We start from the raw sequence: 18,182 nt of genomic DNA, 5'->3' as shown, positions 1-18,182 counted from the left end.
GCATGGCAAAGGCGATACGCGTGCACCAGACGGGCGGACCTGAGGTTCTCCGCCTGGAAGATATAAAGCCAGGCAGCGCTGGCGCCGGGCAGGCACTCATAAGACAGCGGGCGATCGGCGTTAATTTTATCGATATCTATCAACGCACCGGCCTTTATCCGATGCCCATTCCCTTTACGCCCGGCGGGGAGGCCGCCGGCCTCGTTCTGGAGGTAGGGGAAGGGATCGAGACGCTGAAGCCGGGCGACCGCGTCGCCTATTGTATCGCCGGCGGCGGGGCTTACTGCGAGGAGCGCCTAATCCCCGCCGACCAATTGGTCAAGCTGCCTGAGGACGTGTCCGACGAACAGGCTGCAAGCATCATGCTGAAGGGCATGACGGCCTGGTATCTGCTGCACCGTACCTTTCCAGTAAAGCCGGGTGATACGATCCTCTGCCACGCGGCAGCAGGTGGGGTCGGGCTCATCATCGGGCAATGGGCAAAGCATCTTGGCGCAACTGTGATCGGAACGGCAGGGGGACCGGAGAAAGTGAAACGCGCCCTCGCGCATGGTTTTGACCATGTGATCGACTACAGGAAAGACGATTTCGTAACCGCGGTGCGGGAAATCACCGAAGGGCGGATGTGCGACGTTGTCTATGATTCCGTTGGCAAGGACACGTTTCCGGGATCGCTTGACTGCCTGCGGGCGCTTGGCATGTTCGTAAGCTTCGGCCAGTCATCCGGTATCGTACCAACGTTCAATCTAGGTCTACTGGCCCAGAAAGGCTCGCTTTTTGCCACACGGCCGATGCTCTTCACCTATATTGCGGAAAGAAAGGACCTTGAGGCGGCGGCTGCGGCGCTGTTCTCGGCAATCCGTTCCGGGGTGGTGAAGAGCACGATCAACCAACGCTACCGGCTTGCGGAAGCGGCGCGGGCACATCAGGATCTTGAAGAGCGCCGTACGACTGGAGCCACCGTTCTGATTCCCTAAAGGGGGGCGATTACCAATCTGATTCCCTGAGGGGGCGATTACCAACACCATGTGATGGTGAGGATCCGGCTAGACCGGGTCACTGCCTCCTGACTGGAAGCTGTCAGAAGGCCCGCGCCCGCGATCGTTTTACCCTGGCTATGTGATCTTGGGGAGCGGCATCCATTTCACGATGAATGTGGCAAAGCTTCTGCCGGTGGCAGTCTTCACGACTATATCGCCCCACGACGGATGGTTCCGCCTGCCGGCGCAGCGCCGGGCGCTATATGGAACTTGCAGCCAAGATACCCGCCCTCCGCAGTTTCTTAGCAAAGAGCCAGGCAAGCGCATAGTCAGGCTTCATCGAGCCTTTGCCTCATCCAGAAGCTCCTGGATGTAGCGCGGCAGCACGAACGCTGCCCGATGATGGGCCGGCGTATAATAGTGCGTGGAAATATCCTTCGTTCTTTTGGCCAACACCGCCTCATCGACATTGGCCGGATCGACATCCTCACTTGCCCATCCGAGCGTCATGTGCCCACCGAAATAGGTAGGCACGGTGACCAGGTAGCTTTGGACGTGCCGGAACACCGTAGCCAATGCACCAAATGCCGCCAAGTATTCGTCCCGCTGAAGAAAAGGAACGCCGTTCTGCGTAACCGCAATGCCGCCGGGTTTGAGAATGCGCTTCAAATTAGCATAGAAAGAAGGAGCGAAAAGCGCTGCGCCGGGGCCGGTGGGATCGGTGGAGTCCACAATTGCCACGTCGAATCGATCCTCCGTTTGCGCCGCAAATGCCGCACCATCGGCGATCCGTACTTCAAAGCGGGGATCTTCAAAGACGGGCGCGTTGAACTCGGAGAAATGCCGGCGCGAAAAGTCGAGCACGGATTGATCGATTTCCACCTGTGTCAGCGACTTGACCCGGTTGTGCTTCAGCACCTCCTCCGCCAATCCGCAATCCCCGCCACCGATGATAAGCACATCTGCAGGGTCGGGGTGGGACGCAAGAGGCACATGCGCCATCATCTCGTGATACATGAACTCGTCGGCGCTGGTGACCTGTACCGCGCCGTCGAGCAAGAGGACCTTGCCGAACACCGCGTTGCGGATCAGCTCAAGCCGGTGATGCTCCGTCGCCTCTTCATGCAGGACCTCGTCCGCGGTAAAGGAGAGCAGCACATCCCCATGAAGGGTCTCGGAAAAGGTCGTCCGGCCGCTCATACGCTTTCTCCCCGCAGCAGCTCCTTAACCTCCATGCGGCCGGGATGGAAAGCGTTCTTGAGAACGTCGATGCAGCGGTCGGGCTCGGCATCCCCGCACATGAAGATGTCGAGCGCGGCGTAGCCCCGCTCCGGCCAGGAATGAATTGAGATATGGCTTTCCGCCAGCACGGCGACACCGCTCACCCCGCCATTAGGCTCGAAGGGATGAAGGTGGATGTGCAGCAGCGTGGCGCCGGCCGCCTCCACGCAATCGATGAGCGTGCGACGGATATAGGGCAAATCGTCAAGGCGCTTTGCCTCGTATAGATCTACGATCAAATGCGCACCCGCGCATACCACCCCATCCTTTTCGATGAAATGGTCCGGTCGGTCCCTTTCCTGTAGGACCGTTTTATCCTCTTGTTCCGTTTGGGCGGTGTTCAGGCGCGCTGAATCCATCCCCAATTGGAAAAGGGCGTCTTTCAGCATGGCGTCCTCTCCAACCAGCAGATGTGGCAATCTTTTAAAAGCAGGGTCTATATAGGTGGACGAAAGCGGGGGTACAACCGGTTAGGGCAAGCAGCCACAGGGTTTCAGAGATGGGTGGAAAGGAGAAAATCTGCAGAAGAGTACGCGCGCGGCGGAAATACTTATCTGATATACTATGGCGAATCGCTGAACCGCCGGGTACCTGACGGCAAGGCTAAGCACCATCTGTGACGGGGCGGGAATGTCGCGGCGTGTCCTTTTCCTTGCGTTCCTTTTGTCCCTCTACCAAGGAGCGCCGGCTCTTGCGCAAACGGAAACCGGCGCGGGGGAAAGGCGCTTTTTGCAGCCGGGTGTCCATGCACATTGGCAGGAGGTGCGGTTCGGTGTGCTCGCCTACGACAGAGGCTTTTTCTCTACGGACGACTTCAGCGGTGTAGTGATCAACGGTGAGTACGTTTTCCGCTCGCCGGAATTTCTCCGCCCCGTCGGTTCGCCCAGGCCTTATATCGGGTTTGACGTTGCTATAGCGGATGATCCCATTCACTTCGTATACGGCGGCCTTAACTGGGATTTCCGGATCAGTGACCGGATCTATCTCGGACTCAGCTTGGGAGGCGCCGTGACAACAGCCGAAGATCTGAAGAACCCAAGCAATTACAAGGCCCTCGGCTGCCGCGCCTTGTTTCACCTGGGTGCGGCCGTCGGCTATGATTTCAGCGAGCGCTGGACCGTTCAGGCTTACACCGACCACTTCTCCCATGGCGGCCTTTGCAGCAGCGTGAATAACGGGGCGGAGGCGACGGGCATCCGCATCGGTTACCGGTTCTAAGAGCATCGACATCCGGCCCCTTCGGAACAAGCGGCATTGAAGCCTTGTTGGTTGTGCGAAAGGGCCATGGGTCGAAGCAATGGGAGAGCACACTGCGACAAGAGTCCCGCGCTGCGAACGAGCAGATGGGTGCGCGTGAGCGGTTAAAGGAGAATGGAAGGGGGAGGCAGGCGCGCAGAGTTCGCGATATTCCCTGGCGCGGCTGGGTGGATATTTTGCGCCGCGTCTTCGCCCGGCTCGGGAAAGATCGCCTGACGCTGGTCGCAGGCGGCATCACGTTTTACCTGGTCCTTGCGCTCTTCCCTGCACTGGCTGCCTTCGTTTCCCTTTACGGGCTATTTGCCGACGCTGGACAAGTGGCCGAGTATCTCAACATGATGCAAGGCGTGCTGCCGCAGGCCGCTCTCGATCTTATTGGTGGCCAGCTCATGGAGCTTGCCTCCCAAAATAATCAGGCATTGGGCATAGGCTTCCTCATCTCCTTTGCTTTCTCCTTCTGGAGCGCCAATAACGGGATCAAGGCCCTCTTCGAAGGCATGAACATCGCTTACAATGAACGTGAAAAGCGCGGCTTCATCAGGCTTACCGCGATTTCCTTCGCCTGCACCATTGGCGCCATGATCGCAGCGGTGTTGCTGTCCATTCTGATCGGGGGCGTACCGGTGGTCCTTGCCTTTGCCGAACTGGGACCGGTGGGGGACATTCTCGTGCGGGCGGGGCGCTGGGTGATTTTCCTTGCGTTTGCCTTCTTTGCCGTGAGCGTCCTCTACAGGGTGGGCCCCAGCCGGGAGGATGCACGCTGGCAATGGGTAAGTGCGGGCAGCTTGCTCGCGGTCATCGTCTGGGTCGCCGCTTCTGTCGGTTTTTCTTTCTATCTTCAGAACTTTGCCGATTACAACGCCACCTATGGCACGCTCGGGGCGGCGATCGGCTTCATGATGTGGATCTGGATATCGGTGATGATCCTCCTCGTCGGGGCGGAACTCAATGCGGAGATGGAGCACCAGACCGCGAAGGATACAACGACCGGCGAGGGAAAGCCCATGGGGCAGCGCGGAGCGTATATGGCCGATCATCTGGCGGCAGATAGCAAGGAGGAGGAGGGGTAGTTTCCTGAGCCAGGGACATTGCGAGCCTCGAATGCTGAGGGTCATGACCCATGCCAGGCGCTACGCTCCTGCCGCTTCTTTCAGGAAGTTCGTGCGCGCTTTCGGTTAGTTAATCGTTATTGCCTGTCCAGATGCGACCAACGAGCAGCGACATACCAATAGACAGCTGCGGCACCGGTTAGGCAGCCGAGCAATGCCCCCAATCCCAAACCGAGAAAGAACCACGACATGCAAGCCTCCAGATGGGGATGGTTCCTTTCCCGCCGGCGCAATACTATCTGAACAGATGTAAAGGTACCACGGAAACATTATCTGAGCAGATGCACCACGGAAACCCCGCCAGAGGGCCACGCCGGGGCACCACCTTAGGGCGTCAGTTGGCTATTCACCGTCATTGACGTGGCAGAATGGTTGACGCCGTTAATAGCGGCGCGGTAAAGCCGAGGATGAGCACCGTTGACCTTGTCCTGCGCAAGAAACGGTATTCATGTGCTTTATGGAAGCGTGGCCGAGTGGTTGAAGGCACTGGTCTTGAAAACCAGCAACGGGGCAACTCGTTCGTGGGTTCGAATCCCACCGCTTCCGCCACCTCCGCTCTACAGAACGCGGTTTCGCGTTCAGCCTTGCACTTCCAGACAACGCGCGCCATGTGAAGGCTTGTCTATGGAGACCTAAACGGCAACGCGCAACATCTACCGAATCATTCCAGCATCGCTTGTGAACAGCCCCGGAAGTTTTGATATAGCGGAGCTTGCGATTATACGCGGGTGACAGATATGGGTTCTAGCTCTTACGGGCACAGGCTTGCCATCGCGCCGATGATGGACTGGACGGACCGGCATTGCCGCTTCTTCCACCGGCAATTTTCGCAAAGCACGCTGCTTTATACGGAAATGGTGGTGGCGGATGCCGTGATCCATGGGGACCGCGAGCGCCTCCTCGGCTTCGGCTCGGTGGAGCATCCGGTGGCGCTTCAGCTTGGCGGTAGCGAACCGGAGAAACTAGCGAAGGCGGCACGCATTGGCGCAAATTTCGGGTATGACGAGATCAATCTGAATGTCGGTTGCCCCTCGGACCGGGTGCAATCTGGCACCTTCGGTGCTTGCCTGATGAAGACCCCGCAACTTGTGGCCGATTGCGTTTCGGCAATGAAGCAGGCCGTAGCGGTTCCGGTGACAGTGAAATGCCGCATCGGCGTTGACGATCAAGACCCGGAGGAGGCGCTCGCAGTAATTGCAGACGCGGTCTTTGCTGCAGGAACTGACGCATTATGGGTGCATGCGCGCAAGGCTTGGCTGCAGGGTCTTAGCCCGCGTGAAAACCGGGATATTCCGCCGCTCGACTACGATCGGGTCTATCGCCTGAAGAGGGCGTATCCTGAAAGGTTCGTGGGAATCAATGGCGGCATCCGCAGCGTTGAGGAGGTCGAGGCGCATCTTGCCAATGTCGACGGCGTGATGATCGGGCGGGCGGCTTATCATGAGCCGGTCATCCTGGCTGCAGTGGATTCGCGCATATATGGCAAGGCGGATGAGCCGGCGGACCTTGAATCGGTTGTGCATGCGATGGCGGATTACGCGGCGCAGCATATTGCCAGCGGCGGGCGGCTTTCCCAAATCACTCGTCACATGACAGGACTTTTCCACGGATTGCCCGGTGCCCGGCGCTACCGCCAGATCCTTGCCACTGAGGCAACGCGCCCAGGTGCGGGCCCTGAGGTTCTGCTCCGGGCCATCTCCGCAATCGACCTTTCCGCCCGCGACAAGGCTGCCTGAGCTGCGCAGTCGGCCAAGCGATTTACTTTCTCCCGGCCCCACTATAGCCACTGGTCCGCACAGCAAGTGGAAAGGGGGCCCGATGGACATTCCTTTGAGCGAGATCGCGACATTCGTGGCGGCGATTTCCGGCGCGGCGGTGGTCGCAGGAATTCTTGCCGGGCTTTTCGGTATTGGTGGGGGCGCGGTACTGGTGCCCGTCTTCTATCAGATCTTCGGGCTTCTGGATGTCGATGAAGCGGTGCGGATGCATCTTTCCGTTGGAACGTCGCTTGCCATCATCGTGCCCACCTCGCTGCGTTCATGGCGGGCGCATTATACGCGGGGGGCCGTTGACATGAGCCTCTTGCGCAGCTTTGTCATCTCGGTGCCCATCGGGGTCGTCATTGCCTCGATAACGGCGGCGCACCTATCCAGCGCTGGATTAAGAGTGATCTTCGCCGCTGTTCTTGGGCTTCTCGGTCTCAAGCTGATGTTCAATCATCGCCAATGGCACATCAAAGGCGATATCCCGGGAAATCCGATCCGAGGGATGGTCGGCTTTCTTATCGGCTATCTTTCCACCCTGCTCGGCATCGGGGGTGGTATTCTGAACAACAGCTTCATGACGCTCTTCGGGCGTCCCATTCACCAGGCGGTGGCGACTTCCTCGGGGGTTGGCGTGCTGATCTCCATTCCGGGGTTCCTGGGCTACATCTGGGCCGGCTGGGGAGCACCGGGCCTGCCCATCGGATCGACCGGATTCGTGAACTGGATTGCGGTCGCGCTGGTCATTCCCATAACGCTGCTCGTGACGCCGCTCGGCGTGCGCATGGCGCATGCGCTTCAGCGGCGGCATCTGGAGATTGGCTTCGGCGCCTTTGCGCTTTTCGTGTCCGCGCGTTTCGCCTGGAGCCTCTTGTGATCTCAGTCGGTGAGAAACAGGCGGTCGCCGCGTATCTCGAACCCGGAAAGGCTTGCAAGGAACTGCATGCCGAGCAGGCTTTGTTCAAGCCGTCCTTCCTGCGCGACGAGTACCGGAACGCCTGACCGCTCGATTGGCCCGATTTTCAGAGTCTCCACCTTTGCCCGTGCAGCGAGCGCCCGGCCATTGGCAGTCATGACCGGAACGGCGAACGCAAGGTCTTCCACCGCAAGGCCCGCGCGAGCAGCATCCGCCGCTGACAGCACCGTCGTGGAGGCGCCCGTGTCCACCAAGGCCAGCACCCTGGCGCCATTCACCATCATCCAAACCTCGAAATGACCGTTGGCGGATTTTTCCAGCATCACTGCAGCGCGCGAGGAGCCGGAGATCGTGATGGGGCTTCCGGGCACGAGCCCTGCTGTCAGTCGGCTCGCCACGTCCTGCAATTCATAGCGGTACTGGTAGCCGGTCATCAGAACGAGCAGGATGAGCAGCCAGTAGGCCAGATCCCGGGCCATGTCCCGGAAGCGGGTGCGAGCGCCGAAGATGGCGACGATGAGAACGGCGGCCCATAGGCCGAGATAAAGGACCGAGGCGAAAACGCTGCTTTCGAGCCCGAAAACGGAGCCGCGGTCATGGGTGGCCACAAGCAAGCCAAGGCCGCCGGCAAGAACAGCCATTACGATCCAGAAAAGCCGCATCGCTTAACCCTTTTGCTCGCCGCGCTCGCGGGCAAGCCGGGCGCGGCGAGTTTCGCGGCGGGGGCGGCGCTCGACGGATTGGAGGCGCGAAGGAAGCACTTCCATCACCTCCCGGCGCTCGGCCTGAGACATTAAGAGCCACGCGGCGATCTCGCCCCTCGTGCGGCCACAGCCGAAGCAGTAGCCGGTTCTTTCGTCGATGGAGCAAACGAGAATGCAGGGGGATTCGATAGTTGTCATCAGCGCCTTCCTTGCTTCCACATGAAACCGTTCGGGCACGAAAGCAAGCCCGCGGGCATTGCCTCGGGTCGTGGCTGCCGTTATGCGGGGGCATCCTCTCACTGAAAGGGCGATGATGACGATGGGCCAGCCATTCGATGATATCCGCGATCTTGCCAGCCGCCTTCCGTGGGGGCACGGTCCTGCGGCGGGGCAGGTTCGGGCAGGGCTGTCCGCATCAGGATCGCACGAGGAGCTCGGTCGCCTTGGGGAACTTGCTGTGTGGTTCGCTGAAGCCACCGGGCATGCGCATGTGGCTAGGCCCAGGATCGCCCTTTTCGCGGCAACCCATGCGCTCACGGCGCGCTTGACCGGGACAGATCCCGTTCCGGGAGCGCGGGCCGCCATGGAAGCAATCGCTTCGGGCGCCGCACCGGTCAGCCATCTCTGCGCGGCGGCTGGCCTTGGCCTCAATGTGTTCGATCTTGCCCTGGATATGCCGGTGGAGGACATCACGCGCCGACCTGCACTTGACGAAAAGGCGGCTGCTGCGACAATGGCGTTCGGCATGGAAGTTTTAGCGAGCGGTGCCGATCTCATCGGCCTTGGCACCGTCGATGCAGCCTCCGACATCTCGGCCATGGCCCTCATCAGCGCTATCATGGAGACGGATGGCGCTGAGTGGGAAAAGCGCGGAGAGGTCATCAAGGAAGCACTGGCCAGCCATACCGGCCACCTGGGCGATCCACTGGAAGCGATGAGCAGGCTGGGCGGGCGCGAGATTGCTGCTTTGGCTGGCGCTATCCTCGCAGCGCGCATGCAGGATGTGGCTGTGGTGCTGGATGGGCTGGCGGCCACCGCCGCCGCGAAGGTTCTTCATAAGCTCAATCCGGAGGCGCTGACCCATTGCTGCCTTGCTTCCGCCGTGAGTGATACGCACCGAAAGGCGGCGGCGCGGATCGGTCTTGAACCATTGCTTGATCTCAAGTCTTCCGGGTCGGGCGGCGTTGGGGCGGCCCTTACGGCGGGGCTTATCAAATCCGCCGGAGATGTTTCCACCGGCCTTTCCGAAGTCCGCCGCAGGAAGGGCTGATCCGGTTTGCGGTAAAGCCTTAGACGCTGGCACGGCCGGCGTCGTTCGCCCCGAGTGCCGGGGAACTCGTGATCACCCGGCTGCGTGGAAAGGCGACGATCGCTTCGGTGCCCTCGCGGAGCCTGGATTTTAGCTCGAATACACCTTCGTGAAGGCGTGCAAGGCCCTGCACGATGGGCAGGCCAAGTCCCGTCCCCTGTTCGGCGCTCTTGATCGCGATGGTGCCTTGGCCGAAGGCGGCAAGCACCACGGGAATTTCATCCTCCGGGATCCCTGGTCCATTATCCTTGACGGAGATGTATTCTCCACCACCGGCAGTCCATCCCACCCGCACGCGGATCTCGCCCGAAGCGGGGGTGAATTTCACCGCATTTGAGAGAAGGTTTAGCGTGATCTGGCGCATGGCCCGCTCATCCCCCAGCAGTTGGGGCAAGGAAGGCTCGAATTGCAGGACAAGGCGGATTTCCTTTGCCTTTATCTTCAGTTCCATCATGCGGCAACACTCCTGCACGATATCGCTGAGTAAAAGCGGCTCCTCGTTGAGCTGGTAACGGCCCTCCTCGATGCGCGACAGATCGAGAATCTCGTTGATGAGCTGAAGCAGGTGCTGTCCCGAATCGTGCACGTCGCGGGCATATTCGCGGTAGGTGTCGTTCTCGATCGGGCCCAGGACCTCCTTTGCCATGACCTCCGAGAAGCCTAGGATCGCATTGAGCGGGGTACGCAGTTCATGGCTGATGGAAGCAAGAAAGCGGGACTTCGCCAGATTGGCTTCCTCCGCGCGCCTGCGCGCTTCGTCGGAAAGAGCCTTAGCAGTCTCCAGTTCCGCGATGAGCCCGTCCTTTTGGCTGCGAAAGGAAAGCAGGCTGATGGCGGCTCGGTTGCGGTGGTGAGCGACATAGGTGAAGAAGGGGAGGGATAGAACCAGAAGACCGGCCATGATCGTCTCCACGTTCACCGGCAACCGGGTATAGAGAAATGCGTAGGCAGCCACCGGCAGGAAGAAGGTGGCCGTGATGGCTCCCCCTAGAGAAGACGTTACAAGCGCAGTGAAGGCGATCATCATCAGAAGGATGATGGCAATGAGAACCGGGGCATGACCGAAACCGCAGTCAGCGCAGTCGAGGAAGGCGAGATATGCCCATCCGATACCGCTCAGAAAATGCAGAAACAGATATTGACGTTCGAGTCCGTGCTGGTTGATTTCGGTAAGGTCCAGACGTTTCACGCGACGTGAAAGAAGATAGAGCGCTGCGTAGCCGGCTGTCGCCAGCAGAATCCAGAATAAGGTATCCCGCAACATGCCGGAGGCAAGGCCCACGGCCGCAAGGGTAAGCACGATGGCCAGCTCCCAGGGGGAAGCGCTGATGATCGTGTGTGCATGGATCTTGAGCATTTCGCGGTCAAACGCCGGGGCCTCGGCAGCGGCCTCGGACAGCGCCTCGGACAGCCGGTCGCGCGTGCGGCGGACCGTGCGCGCCACGTCACCATTGCGGCGGGGCCTTCTGCGGTCCACTATAAATTTGTCCGCCGAAATACTTTCCCTCAGCGCCATCACTGTACAACCCGCGTTTGTGCATGAATCTATTTTACAATGATTAAAAGACCCTTCCGCGGCTCGGGCTACCGCACCCTGCGGTTGCGCCGCCATCAGGCAGCGCGGAGGAGACCGCTTGCAGATATCATGCTCGCGGGCGCGATCCTCCTGCTGCTCATGCTTCTGGCCGCAAGATTCGATCAGCTTGCGGTGCGGCAGCTTACCGGGCCGTTTTCGGTCGGAGACGGGGATAGCTTGACTCTTGCCGGAGAACGCATTCGCCTGCGAGGAATAGATGCGCCGGAACTCGGCCAGCAATGCGTTGCCGGCGGACAGACTTACGCCTGCGGCAACGAGGCCCGGCGTGCGCTGGCGAAGCTGGTGCGACACGGCGAACTCATCTGCGAAGGTCGGGAGCGCGACCGCTACGGCCGGCTGCTAGCCCGCTGCCGTGCAGGGGGCCTTGATCTCAACCATGCAATGGTGGAAGCAGGATGGGCGATTGCTTATGGTGACTACCATGAGGCAGAGGCGGATGCTCGTTCCAAGCGCGGGGGGCTTTGGGCAGGCACCTTCGAGCGCCCCAAAGACTGGCGTGCGCGAAAAGGTCAGGCCAGGGAGGAGCCTCATACCGGGATCGGTCGCCTGATAAGCATGCTTAGACAATTATTCTGGAAAGCGGGTGAGGGGCTGCCAGGCAGCATGGGAGAAAGTGAATGAAGCTTTATGACGGTGGCCGCGCACCAAATCCCCGACGCGTACGCATCTTCCTTGCCGAAAAGGAATTGGAAATACCGCTCGTTCCGGTGGACATGGCAGCCATGGAACATCGTGGCGAAAAGCTTTCACGGCTCAATCCCCTGCAGCGCCTGCCGGTGCTGGAGCTCGACGATGGGACGGTGATCACCGAATCTGTTGCCATATGCAGGTATTTCGAAGAGCTGCACCCGGAGCCGCCGCTTTTCGGCGTTGGAGTGCGCGAACATGCATTAGTGGAGATGTGGCAGAGGCGAATCGAATTCGGCCTTTACGCGCCGGTCGCCGCTGCTTTTCGACATCTGCACCCGGCAATGAAGGAGTGGGAAGTGCCGCAGGTGCCGGAGTGGGGCGAGGCAAACAAGCCCAAGGCGCTGGAGTTCATGCGCTTTCTTGATGAAGAGCTCACCCGCAGGCCTTTCATTGCAGGCGAGAGGTTCACCATCGCGGACATTACAGGACTGGTTTCCGTTCAGTTCATGAAGCTCGCTCACATCGAGGTGCCGGCCGAGCTTGTTCACCTGCGGCGATGGTATGAGAACGTGGCCGCACGTCCCAGCGCCTCAGCCTGATTGGCGGCAGCACAAGGCTCCATGACGGAAAGTAGCGACTCGGTGGAAGCTCTGCTTCGTGAAATATCGGCCTGCCGAGTTTGCAGGGACAGCCCGCTCGGGCCGACGCTGCCCCATGAGCCGCGGCCGGTCGCTGTCGCTTCGCGTCGCTGTCGCTTCGCGTAGCGCGCGCATCTTGATCGCCGGCCAGGCACCGGGGGCGCGAGTCCACGCAACCGGGCTGCCCTTCGATGACCGGTCGGGGGACCGCTTGCGCGACTGGCTGGGCGTCGACCGGCAGACGTTTTACAATGCCGCCAAATTCGCCATCGTTCCAATGGGCTTCTGCTTCCCAGGATATGACAAGTCCGGTGGCGATCTGCCCCCGCGGCGCGAATGCACACCGCAATGGCGCCCAAGGCTTCTGGCCGAGATGCCGCAGGTTGAACTGGTGCTGGCTGTCGGCCGCTACGCACAGGCTTGGCACCTGTCAAACCTGGCGCAAAAGAATATGACGGAAACAGTTCGCTCCTGGAAACAGCTTCTGGCAAGGCGCGCCCGACCCCGGATATTCCCGCTGCCGCACCCTTCCTGGCGCAATACGGCATGGATCAGAAAAAACCCGTGGTTCGAGGAGGAACTGCTGCCGGCTTTGAAGAGCGAAGTGAAGGCGCACTTGTGAGGAAGAGGGGCCTCTCTACAGCAATTGCATATATTTAAGAGAAAAATTTTCTTGCAAATGGCATCTTTCTTGGGCATCCGGAGAATATATTTGCACGGAGAGTTCTGATGGACCGTCTTGACCGCAAAATCCTCCGCCTTTTGCAGGAGAATGCAACGCTTGCAGTAGCTGATATCGCCAAGAAGGTGGGGCTTTCCACCACCCCATGCTGGCGCCGCATCCAGAAGCTGGAAGAAGAGGGAGTGATCCGCCGCCGCGTGGCAATCCTCGATCCGATCAAGGTAAATGCGCAGGTTACGGTCTTCGTGTCGATCCGCACCAACGCCCACAGCCAGGAATGGCTGCTTCGCTTCTCCGAGGTTATCAAGGAGTTTCCTGAGGTAGTGGAATTCTACCGCATGAGCGGTGACGTGGACTATCTTCTGCGCGTTGTCGTTCCCGATATCGCCGCCTATGACACATTCTACAAGAAACTGATCTCAAAGATCGAGATCCATGACGTCTCCTCAACGTTTGCCATGGAGCAAATCAAGTACACGACCGAACTTCCGCTGGATTATCTCGTTTTAGACAAGGAGGCTGCAAGCGCGGCGTGAAAGTTTCATTCGCTTTGCGTGGCACGGGGGATTGGGCTGTTGGCTGTATCGGGGTGCACCACACCCGCAGCCGGCCACAAGGGACTTGTAATTTGCGGGCTTTATCGCTAATCGCCCCGCAATCAACCTGAAACACGTCGCCTGGGGATTGTGAGATGGCCAAGGGTAAATTTGAGCGGACGAAGCCGCATGTGAACATCGGAACGATTGGTCACGTTGACCACGGCAAGACGTCGACGACGGCTGCGATCACGAAGTTTTTTGGAGAGTTCAAGGCTTACGAGCAGATTGACGCTGCTCCTGAAGAGAAGGCTCGCGGCATCACGATCTCGACGTCTCATGTGGAGTATGAGACGGAGAACCGTCACTATGCGCATGTGGACTGCCCGGGTCACGCCGACTATGTGAAGAACATGATCACGGGTGCGGCGCAGATGGACGGTGCGATTCTTGTTGTTTCGGCTGCCGATGGTCCGATGCCGCAGACGCGGGAGCACATTCTTCTTGCGCGCCAGGTTGGTGTTCCGGCGATTGTTGTGTTCCTGAACAAGGTTGACCAGGTTGACGATCCGGAGCTTCTTGAGCTTGTCGAGCTTGAGGTTCGCGAGCTTCTGTCGAGCTATGAGTTTCCGGGCGACGACATTCCGATCATCAAGGGCTCGGCGCTGGCGGCGCTTGAGGGCACGAACAAGGAGATCGGCGAGGATGCGGTCCGCGCGCTGATGAAGGCGGTGGACGAGTATATCCCGACGCCCGAGCGGCCGATCGACCAGCCGTTCCTGATGCCGATCGAGGATGTGTTCTCGATTTCCGGCCGCGGCACGGTTGTGACGGGGCGCGTTGAGCGCGGCATCGTGAAGGTGGGCGACGAGGTTGAGATTGTTGGCATCCGCCCGACGACGAAGACGACGGTGACGGGCGTTGAGATGTTCCGCAAGCTGCTCGACCAGGGTCAGGCGGGCGACAATATTGGTGCGCTTCTGCGCGGCGTTGACCGTGAGGGTGTGGAGCGCGGCCAGGTTCTTTGCAAGCCGGGCTCGGTGACGCCGCACACGAAGTTCAAGGCCGAAGCTTATATCCTGACGAAGGAAGAGGGCGGCCGCCACACGCCGTTCTTCACCAACTATCGTCCGCAGTTCTATTTCCGCACCACGGATGTGACGGGCATCGTGAAGCTGCCGGAGGGCACGGAGATGGTGATGCCGGGCGACAATGTGACGGTGGATGTGGAACTGATCGTGCCGATCGCCATGGAAGAGCGCCTGCGCTTTGCCATCCGCGAGGGCGGCCGCACCGTCGGCGCCGGCATCGTCGCATCCATCACCGAGTAAGAAGCAGGCTTACTCATCATGCGGGCGGCTTTTGCTGCCCGTGTGCTTCCCCGGGAATGGCTCCAGGTTCGCTTTTCGGGAATCCATCGGCGGGGCTGCGCGGTGGTGGCAGCATCGACGGATTTGCGGAAATGGGAACCGGAACCGGCACTTATCCGAATGTGGGCTTGCACCGCGGGGAAAGAAGAAATAGGTAAGCATTAATCTGGCATTCTAGGGGTATAGCTCAGTTGGTAGAGCGGCGGTCTCCAAAACCGCAGGTCGGGGGTTCGAGCCCCTCTGCCCCTGCCATTCCCTTGATTAGACACAATTGCCCGCATAGCCACTTGCGAAGTACGTGAAGACGAATTATGTAGAGCAGCAAGCAGATGGTGCGTGGAGCTGGGAGTCGGCTTTACGCGCCTTTGTCGCGTGTGCGGAATTGGCCAGCTGTCTGGTTGGCGTGCCGTGGGGCGGCTTGGTTGCATGCCGGCGCGGCTGAAGTTCGGGTTTTGCCCGGGCGTATAAGGAATATGAGCGTTAGATGGCCTCCAAGACCACGAATCCTTTCACATTTCTCCAGCAGGTGCGGTCTGAAACCGCGAAGGTGACCTGGCCATCCCGGCGGGAGACACTCATTTCAACGGTGATGGTTCTTGTGTTTGCTGCTTTGGCTGCACTCTTCTTCTTTGCCGCTGACCAGCTAATGTCGTGGGTGATCGAGATGATCCTCGGACTGGGTGTCTGACGTCGCGACAAAAGGAGAGAATTACAAGATGACTGCGCGGTGGTACATCGTCCACGCCTATTCCAATTTCGAGAAGAAGGTAGCCGAGTCTATCCAGGAGCAGGCGCGCCAGAAAGGGCTTGTCGACCAGATCGAGCAGGTTGTCGTGCCGACGGAGAAGGTCGTTGAGGTCCGTCGCGGGCGCAAAGTCGATGCGGAGCGGAAGTTTTTCCCGGGCTATGTGCTGGTGAAGGCCAATCTTACGGACCCCGTGTTCAGCCTGATCAAGAATACACCCAAGGTGACGGGCTTCCTTGGCGATTCGCGTCCGGTTCCGATCACCGATGCGGAGGCCGAGCGCATCCTGACTCAGGTGCAGGAGGGCGTCGAGCGGCCGAAGCCTTCCGTTACATTTGAGATCGGCGAACAGGTGCGTGTATCGGATGGTCCCTTCGCCTCCTTCAACGGTCATGTGCAGGAAGTGGACGAGGAGCGTTCTCGGCTCAAGGTGGAGGTTTCGATCTTCGGGCGCGCCGTACCCGTCGATCTGGAGTTTGGTCAGGTCGAGAAAACTTGACCGGCTTTCCGGGCATCCGGAACGGAGCGGTGGAAGGGGTGGGCCGTTTAGCCGGCGGCCAGGTATCCCGCACCACCAAGCTGCAACCGCCAGCCGCGAGGTTGGCATTACAACAAGGCAGATGAGACATGGCTAAAAAGATCGCAGGCCAGCTCAAGTTGCAGGTACCGGCGGGGGCGGCGACGCCATCGCCGCCGATCGGTCCTGCGCTTGGTCAGCGCGGCATTAATATCATGGAGTTCTGCAAAGCGTTTAACGCGCAGACCCAGGAAATGGAGAAGGGATCGCCCATCCCGGTAGTGATTACCTACTACCAGGACAAGTCCTTCACCTTTACCATGAAGACGCCGCCGGTAACTTTCTTCCTGAAGAAGGAAGCGAAGCTGAAGTCGGGCGCAAAGGAGCCTGGCAAGCAGACGGTTGGTCAGATCTCACGCGAGAAGCTGCGCCAGATTGCCGAGGCGAAGATGGCGGACCTCAACGCCAATGACGTGGAGGCTGCGATGCGCATGGTTGAAGGATCTGCCCGTTCGATGGGCTTGGAAGTGGTGGAGTAGGGCAATGGCGAGGAAGATTTCCAAGCGCGTGGCCAAGAACCGCGATGGCATTGACCGGGACCGCTACTATCCTCTGGAGGAGGCGGTGAAGCTGATCAAGGAGCGCGCCTCGGCCAAATTCGACGAGACGGTCGAAGTGGCGATGAATCTAGGCGTCGATCCCCGGCATGCTGACCAAATGGTGCGCGGCGTCGTAAATCTACCAAATGGCACGGGGCGTGAAGTTCGGGTGGCGGTCTTTGCCAGGGGCGAGAAGGCCGATGAAGCCCGGGCGGCAGGTGCCGATATCGTCGGCGCAGAGGATCTGGTCGAAGCGGTGCAGAGGGGTGAGATTAATTTTGACCGCTGCATTGCCGCACCTGACATGATGCCGCTGGTGGGGCGCCTGGGCAAGGTGCTTGGCCCGCGCGGGCTTATGCCCAACCCCAAGGTCGGCACGGTGACGCCCGACGTGGCGGCGGCAGTCAAGGCGTCAAAGGGTGGAGCTGTAGAGTTCCGCGTGGAGAAGGCAGGTATCGTTCATGCAGGCGTAGGCAAGGTGTCCTTCGACGATCAGGCGATCACCGAGAATGTGCGTGCTTTTGCCGATGCGGTGATCAAGGCAAAGCCCTCCGGCGCCAAGGGGAACTATCTGAAGCGCGTGGCGATCACATCCACCATGGGCCCGGGCGTGAAGATCGACCTGGGAAGCCTGGCGGCTTCATAGAGTTAAGCCGGGGAGGGCATCTTCCCGGCATTCTTCAGGCCGGTAACGGTCTGAAAACCCGGAGGGAGACCTCCGGATATCCTGTCCGAGATTGCAGGCGGCCCGCCTTAATTCCGTTAAGGAGCCTGCATGAGACGGGTAAGACCGATCTGAGGCGCGGGGTTTCCCCGGTCGATGAAAGGTTCGAACCGTGTTGGCCTTTTGCCCGAAACCGGCTTGAAGTCTGGTGCGGCGAAAGGGGGCAGGATCCTCGAGCGTCGTTCGGGTGATCCCAACCGGATGCCCGTCCGGCAAAAGGCAACCCGGCGGCAGGTCTTGTGATGACCGGCCGTCAACTGGAGAAAGGCTGTGGACAGAGCGGAGAAACGCGAGTTCGTCGCGAACCTGAACCAGGTGTTCGAGAGCACTGGTTCAGTGGTCGTGGCGCATTATGCCGGTCTGACCGTCGCGCAGATGAACGACCTGAGGTCGAAGATGCGGCAGGCGGGAGGAACGGTCAAGGTCGCGAAGAACCGTCTCGCCAAGATCGCTCTTCAGGGTACCAAGTCCGAAGGCATGCAGGCGCTGTTCCAGGGACAGACGCTGATCGCCTATTCGGATGATCCGGTGGCCGCAGCGAAGGTCGCCCATGATTTCGCCAAGGGCAATGACAATCTCGTCATTCTTGGCGGAGCGATGGGCGCGACCGTACTCGATGCGGAGGGTGTGAAGGCTCTTGCCTCGCTGCCCTCGCTCGACGAGCTGAGGGCCAGGATCGTCGGCATGATTTCGACGCCGGCGACACGGATCGCTCAGGTTGTCAACGCACCCGCGGGTCAGCTCGCACGCGTCGTTGGCGCCTATGCCCGGAAGGATGAGGCGGCGTGAGGCCGTTCGTTAGACCGAAATCAACACAGTTCGAAC

At 59.9% G+C, this 18,182-nt stretch carries 20 protein-coding genes, 2 tRNA genes and 1 pseudogene; 18 read left to right on the top strand and 5 right to left on the bottom strand.

Features of this window, described 5'->3' with window-relative positions; all coding sequences use genetic code 11:
- Positions 1-2 precede the first annotated feature (2 nt).
- Entirely contained in the window at positions 3-977 is a 975-nt protein-coding gene (locus HUS57_RS05345) for a quinone oxidoreductase (protein ID WP_173931845.1), read from the top strand.
- A gap of 339 nt (positions 978-1,316) precedes the next feature.
- On the opposite strand, the gene speE is transcribed toward HUS57_RS05345, so the two are convergent.
- Together speE and speD are read right to left on the bottom strand one after the other, a co-directional pair.
- Positions 1,317-2,180 carry a polyamine aminopropyltransferase gene (gene speE / locus HUS57_RS05340; RefSeq protein ID WP_173931844.1) on the bottom strand — a complete coding sequence of 288 codons (864 nt, stop codon included), beginning with the start codon at positions 2,178-2,180 and terminating at the stop codon, positions 1,317-1,319.
- On the bottom strand, positions 2,177-2,650 hold the full coding sequence (gene speD, locus HUS57_RS05335; protein ID WP_173931843.1) for an adenosylmethionine decarboxylase: 474 nt from the start codon (positions 2,648-2,650) through the stop codon (positions 2,177-2,179). The genes speE and speD overlap by 4 nt, the downstream gene beginning before the upstream one ends.
- Positions 2,651-2,891: 241 nt before the next feature.
- Here speD and HUS57_RS05330 point away from each other — a divergent pair, with 241 nt between their 5' ends.
- The 5 genes from HUS57_RS05330 (at position 2,892) to HUS57_RS05310 (ending at position 7,267) form a co-directional block, all read left to right on the top strand.
- Positions 2,892-3,479, top strand: coding sequence for an acyloxyacyl hydrolase (locus tag HUS57_RS05330; protein WP_173931842.1), 588 nt, complete (start codon positions 2,892-2,894; stop codon positions 3,477-3,479).
- A 125-nt stretch (positions 3,480-3,604) separates the two neighbouring features.
- A complete protein-coding gene (locus HUS57_RS05325) occupies positions 3,605-4,588 on the top strand; it encodes a YihY/virulence factor BrkB family protein (protein WP_173931841.1) in 984 nt (327 codons plus the stop codon).
- 498 nt (positions 4,589-5,086) lie between these two features.
- Positions 5,087-5,176: transfer RNA gene (locus tag HUS57_RS05320), tRNA-Ser, on the top strand.
- A 188-nt stretch (positions 5,177-5,364) separates the two neighbouring features.
- Positions 5,365-6,363, top strand: coding sequence for a tRNA dihydrouridine(20/20a) synthase DusA (gene dusA, locus HUS57_RS05315; RefSeq protein WP_173931840.1), 999 nt, complete (start codon positions 5,365-5,367; stop codon positions 6,361-6,363).
- Positions 6,364-6,445: 82 nt separating this feature from the next.
- Positions 6,446-7,267, top strand: a complete 822-nt coding sequence (locus HUS57_RS05310) for a sulfite exporter TauE/SafE family protein (protein ID WP_173931839.1) — start codon at positions 6,446-6,448, stop codon at positions 7,265-7,267.
- A 2-nt stretch (positions 7,268-7,269) separates the two neighbouring features.
- On the opposite strand, the gene HUS57_RS05305 is transcribed toward HUS57_RS05310, so the two are convergent.
- Positions 7,270-7,968 carry a TIGR02281 family clan AA aspartic protease gene (locus tag HUS57_RS05305; RefSeq protein ID WP_173931838.1) on the bottom strand — a complete coding sequence of 233 codons (699 nt, stop codon included), beginning with the start codon at positions 7,966-7,968 and terminating at the stop codon, positions 7,270-7,272.
- Positions 7,969-7,971: 3 nt separating this feature from the next.
- On the bottom strand, positions 7,972-8,208 hold the full coding sequence (locus HUS57_RS05300) for a DUF1289 domain-containing protein (RefSeq protein ID WP_173931837.1): 237 nt from the start codon (positions 8,206-8,208) through the stop codon (positions 7,972-7,974).
- 82 nt (positions 8,209-8,290) lie between these two features.
- On the opposite strand from HUS57_RS05300, the gene HUS57_RS05295 reads away from it, so the two are divergent.
- Positions 8,291-9,280, top strand: coding sequence for a nicotinate-nucleotide--dimethylbenzimidazole phosphoribosyltransferase (locus HUS57_RS05295; protein ID WP_173931836.1), 990 nt, complete (start codon positions 8,291-8,293; stop codon positions 9,278-9,280).
- Positions 9,281-9,299: 19 nt separating this feature from the next.
- Here the strand turns inward: HUS57_RS05295 and HUS57_RS05290 are convergent, their stop codons facing one another.
- The gene (locus HUS57_RS05290) at positions 9,300-10,835 is read right to left on the bottom strand and encodes a HAMP domain-containing sensor histidine kinase (RefSeq protein ID WP_173931835.1); all 1,536 of its coding nucleotides are present in this window, start codon (positions 10,833-10,835) and stop codon (positions 9,300-9,302) included.
- Between the two features lie 39 nt (positions 10,836-10,874).
- Here HUS57_RS05290 and HUS57_RS05285 point away from each other — a divergent pair, with 39 nt between their 5' ends.
- From HUS57_RS05285 to rplJ, 11 genes and pseudogenes are all read left to right on the top strand, one after another.
- On the top strand, positions 10,875-11,537 hold the full coding sequence (locus HUS57_RS05285) for a thermonuclease family protein (protein ID WP_173931834.1): 663 nt from the start codon (positions 10,875-10,877) through the stop codon (positions 11,535-11,537).
- Positions 11,534-12,145, top strand: coding sequence for a glutathione S-transferase (locus tag HUS57_RS05280; protein WP_173931833.1), 612 nt, complete (start codon positions 11,534-11,536; stop codon positions 12,143-12,145). The genes HUS57_RS05285 and HUS57_RS05280 overlap by 4 nt, the downstream gene beginning before the upstream one ends.
- 21 nt (positions 12,146-12,166) lie before the next feature.
- Positions 12,167-12,806 (top strand): annotated as a pseudogene (locus HUS57_RS05275) (uracil-DNA glycosylase family protein).
- Positions 12,807-12,913: 107 nt separating this feature from the next.
- Positions 12,914-13,402: an Lrp/AsnC family transcriptional regulator gene (locus HUS57_RS05270; RefSeq protein ID WP_173931832.1), complete on the top strand. Its 489-nt coding sequence runs from the start codon at positions 12,914-12,916 to the stop codon at positions 13,400-13,402.
- A gap of 155 nt (positions 13,403-13,557) precedes the next feature.
- On the top strand, positions 13,558-14,733 hold the full coding sequence (gene tuf, locus HUS57_RS05265; RefSeq protein WP_173931460.1) for an elongation factor Tu: 1,176 nt from the start codon (positions 13,558-13,560) through the stop codon (positions 14,731-14,733).
- A gap of 215 nt (positions 14,734-14,948) precedes the next feature.
- Positions 14,949-15,024: transfer RNA gene (locus HUS57_RS05260), tRNA-Trp, on the top strand.
- Positions 15,025-15,256: 232 nt separating this feature from the next.
- Positions 15,257-15,460, top strand: coding sequence for a preprotein translocase subunit SecE (secE, locus tag HUS57_RS05255; RefSeq protein ID WP_173931831.1), 204 nt, complete (start codon positions 15,257-15,259; stop codon positions 15,458-15,460).
- 28 nt (positions 15,461-15,488) lie between these two features.
- Positions 15,489-16,016: a transcription termination/antitermination protein NusG gene (nusG, locus tag HUS57_RS05250; protein WP_173931830.1), complete on the top strand. Its 528-nt coding sequence runs from the start codon at positions 15,489-15,491 to the stop codon at positions 16,014-16,016.
- Positions 16,017-16,144: 128 nt separating this feature from the next.
- Positions 16,145-16,573, top strand: coding sequence for a 50S ribosomal protein L11 (gene rplK / locus HUS57_RS05245; RefSeq protein ID WP_173931829.1), 429 nt, complete (start codon positions 16,145-16,147; stop codon positions 16,571-16,573).
- Positions 16,574-16,577: 4 nt separating this feature from the next.
- Positions 16,578-17,279, top strand: a complete 702-nt coding sequence (gene rplA, locus HUS57_RS05240) for a 50S ribosomal protein L1 (RefSeq protein ID WP_173931828.1) — start codon at positions 16,578-16,580, stop codon at positions 17,277-17,279.
- A 348-nt stretch (positions 17,280-17,627) separates the two neighbouring features.
- Positions 17,628-18,146, top strand: a complete 519-nt coding sequence (gene rplJ, locus HUS57_RS05235; protein ID WP_173931827.1) for a 50S ribosomal protein L10 — start codon at positions 17,628-17,630, stop codon at positions 18,144-18,146.
- The last annotated feature ends 36 nt before the right edge of the window (positions 18,147-18,182 follow it).

Origin of the sequence: Chelativorans sp. Marseille-P2723 (genome assembly GCF_902809845.1) — a bacterium.
GTDB lineage: Bacteria > Pseudomonadota > Alphaproteobacteria > Rhizobiales > Rhizobiaceae > Chelativorans.
The sequence above is the reverse complement of the archived record's forward strand: the minus strand, read 5'-3'. Positions and strand labels throughout refer to the sequence as shown.

Coding starts and splice junctions, on each gene's coding strand:
- HUS57_RS05300 (WP_173931837.1), bottom strand. CDS start 8,208: ATGACAACTATCGAATCCCCCTGCATTCTCGTTTGCTCCATCGACGAA.
- HUS57_RS05270 (WP_173931832.1), top strand. CDS start 12,914: ATGGACCGTCTTGACCGCAAAATCCTCCGCCTTTTGCAGGAGAATGCA.
- speE (WP_173931844.1), bottom strand. CDS start 2,180: ATGAGCGGCCGGACGACCTTTTCCGAGACCCTTCATGGGGATGTGCTG.
- HUS57_RS05280 (WP_173931833.1), top strand. CDS start 11,534: ATGAAGCTTTATGACGGTGGCCGCGCACCAAATCCCCGACGCGTACGC.
- secE (WP_173931831.1), top strand. CDS start 15,257: ATGGCCTCCAAGACCACGAATCCTTTCACATTTCTCCAGCAGGTGCGG.
- speD (WP_173931843.1), bottom strand. CDS start 2,650: ATGCTGAAAGACGCCCTTTTCCAATTGGGGATGGATTCAGCGCGCCTG.
- dusA (WP_173931840.1), top strand. CDS start 5,365: ATGGGTTCTAGCTCTTACGGGCACAGGCTTGCCATCGCGCCGATGATG.
- HUS57_RS05285 (WP_173931834.1), top strand. CDS start 10,875: ATGATTAAAAGACCCTTCCGCGGCTCGGGCTACCGCACCCTGCGGTTG.
- nusG (WP_173931830.1), top strand. CDS start 15,489: ATGACTGCGCGGTGGTACATCGTCCACGCCTATTCCAATTTCGAGAAG.
- HUS57_RS05345 (WP_173931845.1), top strand. CDS start 3: ATGGCAAAGGCGATACGCGTGCACCAGACGGGCGGACCTGAGGTTCTC.
- HUS57_RS05310 (WP_173931839.1), top strand. CDS start 6,446: ATGGACATTCCTTTGAGCGAGATCGCGACATTCGTGGCGGCGATTTCC.
- HUS57_RS05305 (WP_173931838.1), bottom strand. CDS start 7,968: ATGCGGCTTTTCTGGATCGTAATGGCTGTTCTTGCCGGCGGCCTTGGC.
- HUS57_RS05290 (WP_173931835.1), bottom strand. CDS start 10,835: ATGGCGCTGAGGGAAAGTATTTCGGCGGACAAATTTATAGTGGACCGC.
- rplK (WP_173931829.1), top strand. CDS start 16,145: ATGGCTAAAAAGATCGCAGGCCAGCTCAAGTTGCAGGTACCGGCGGGG.
- HUS57_RS05325 (WP_173931841.1), top strand. CDS start 3,605: ATGGGTGCGCGTGAGCGGTTAAAGGAGAATGGAAGGGGGAGGCAGGCG.
- HUS57_RS05295 (WP_173931836.1), top strand. CDS start 8,291: ATGCGGGGGCATCCTCTCACTGAAAGGGCGATGATGACGATGGGCCAG.
- rplA (WP_173931828.1), top strand. CDS start 16,578: ATGGCGAGGAAGATTTCCAAGCGCGTGGCCAAGAACCGCGATGGCATT.
- tuf (WP_173931460.1), top strand. CDS start 13,558: ATGGCCAAGGGTAAATTTGAGCGGACGAAGCCGCATGTGAACATCGGA.
- HUS57_RS05330 (WP_173931842.1), top strand. CDS start 2,892: ATGTCGCGGCGTGTCCTTTTCCTTGCGTTCCTTTTGTCCCTCTACCAA.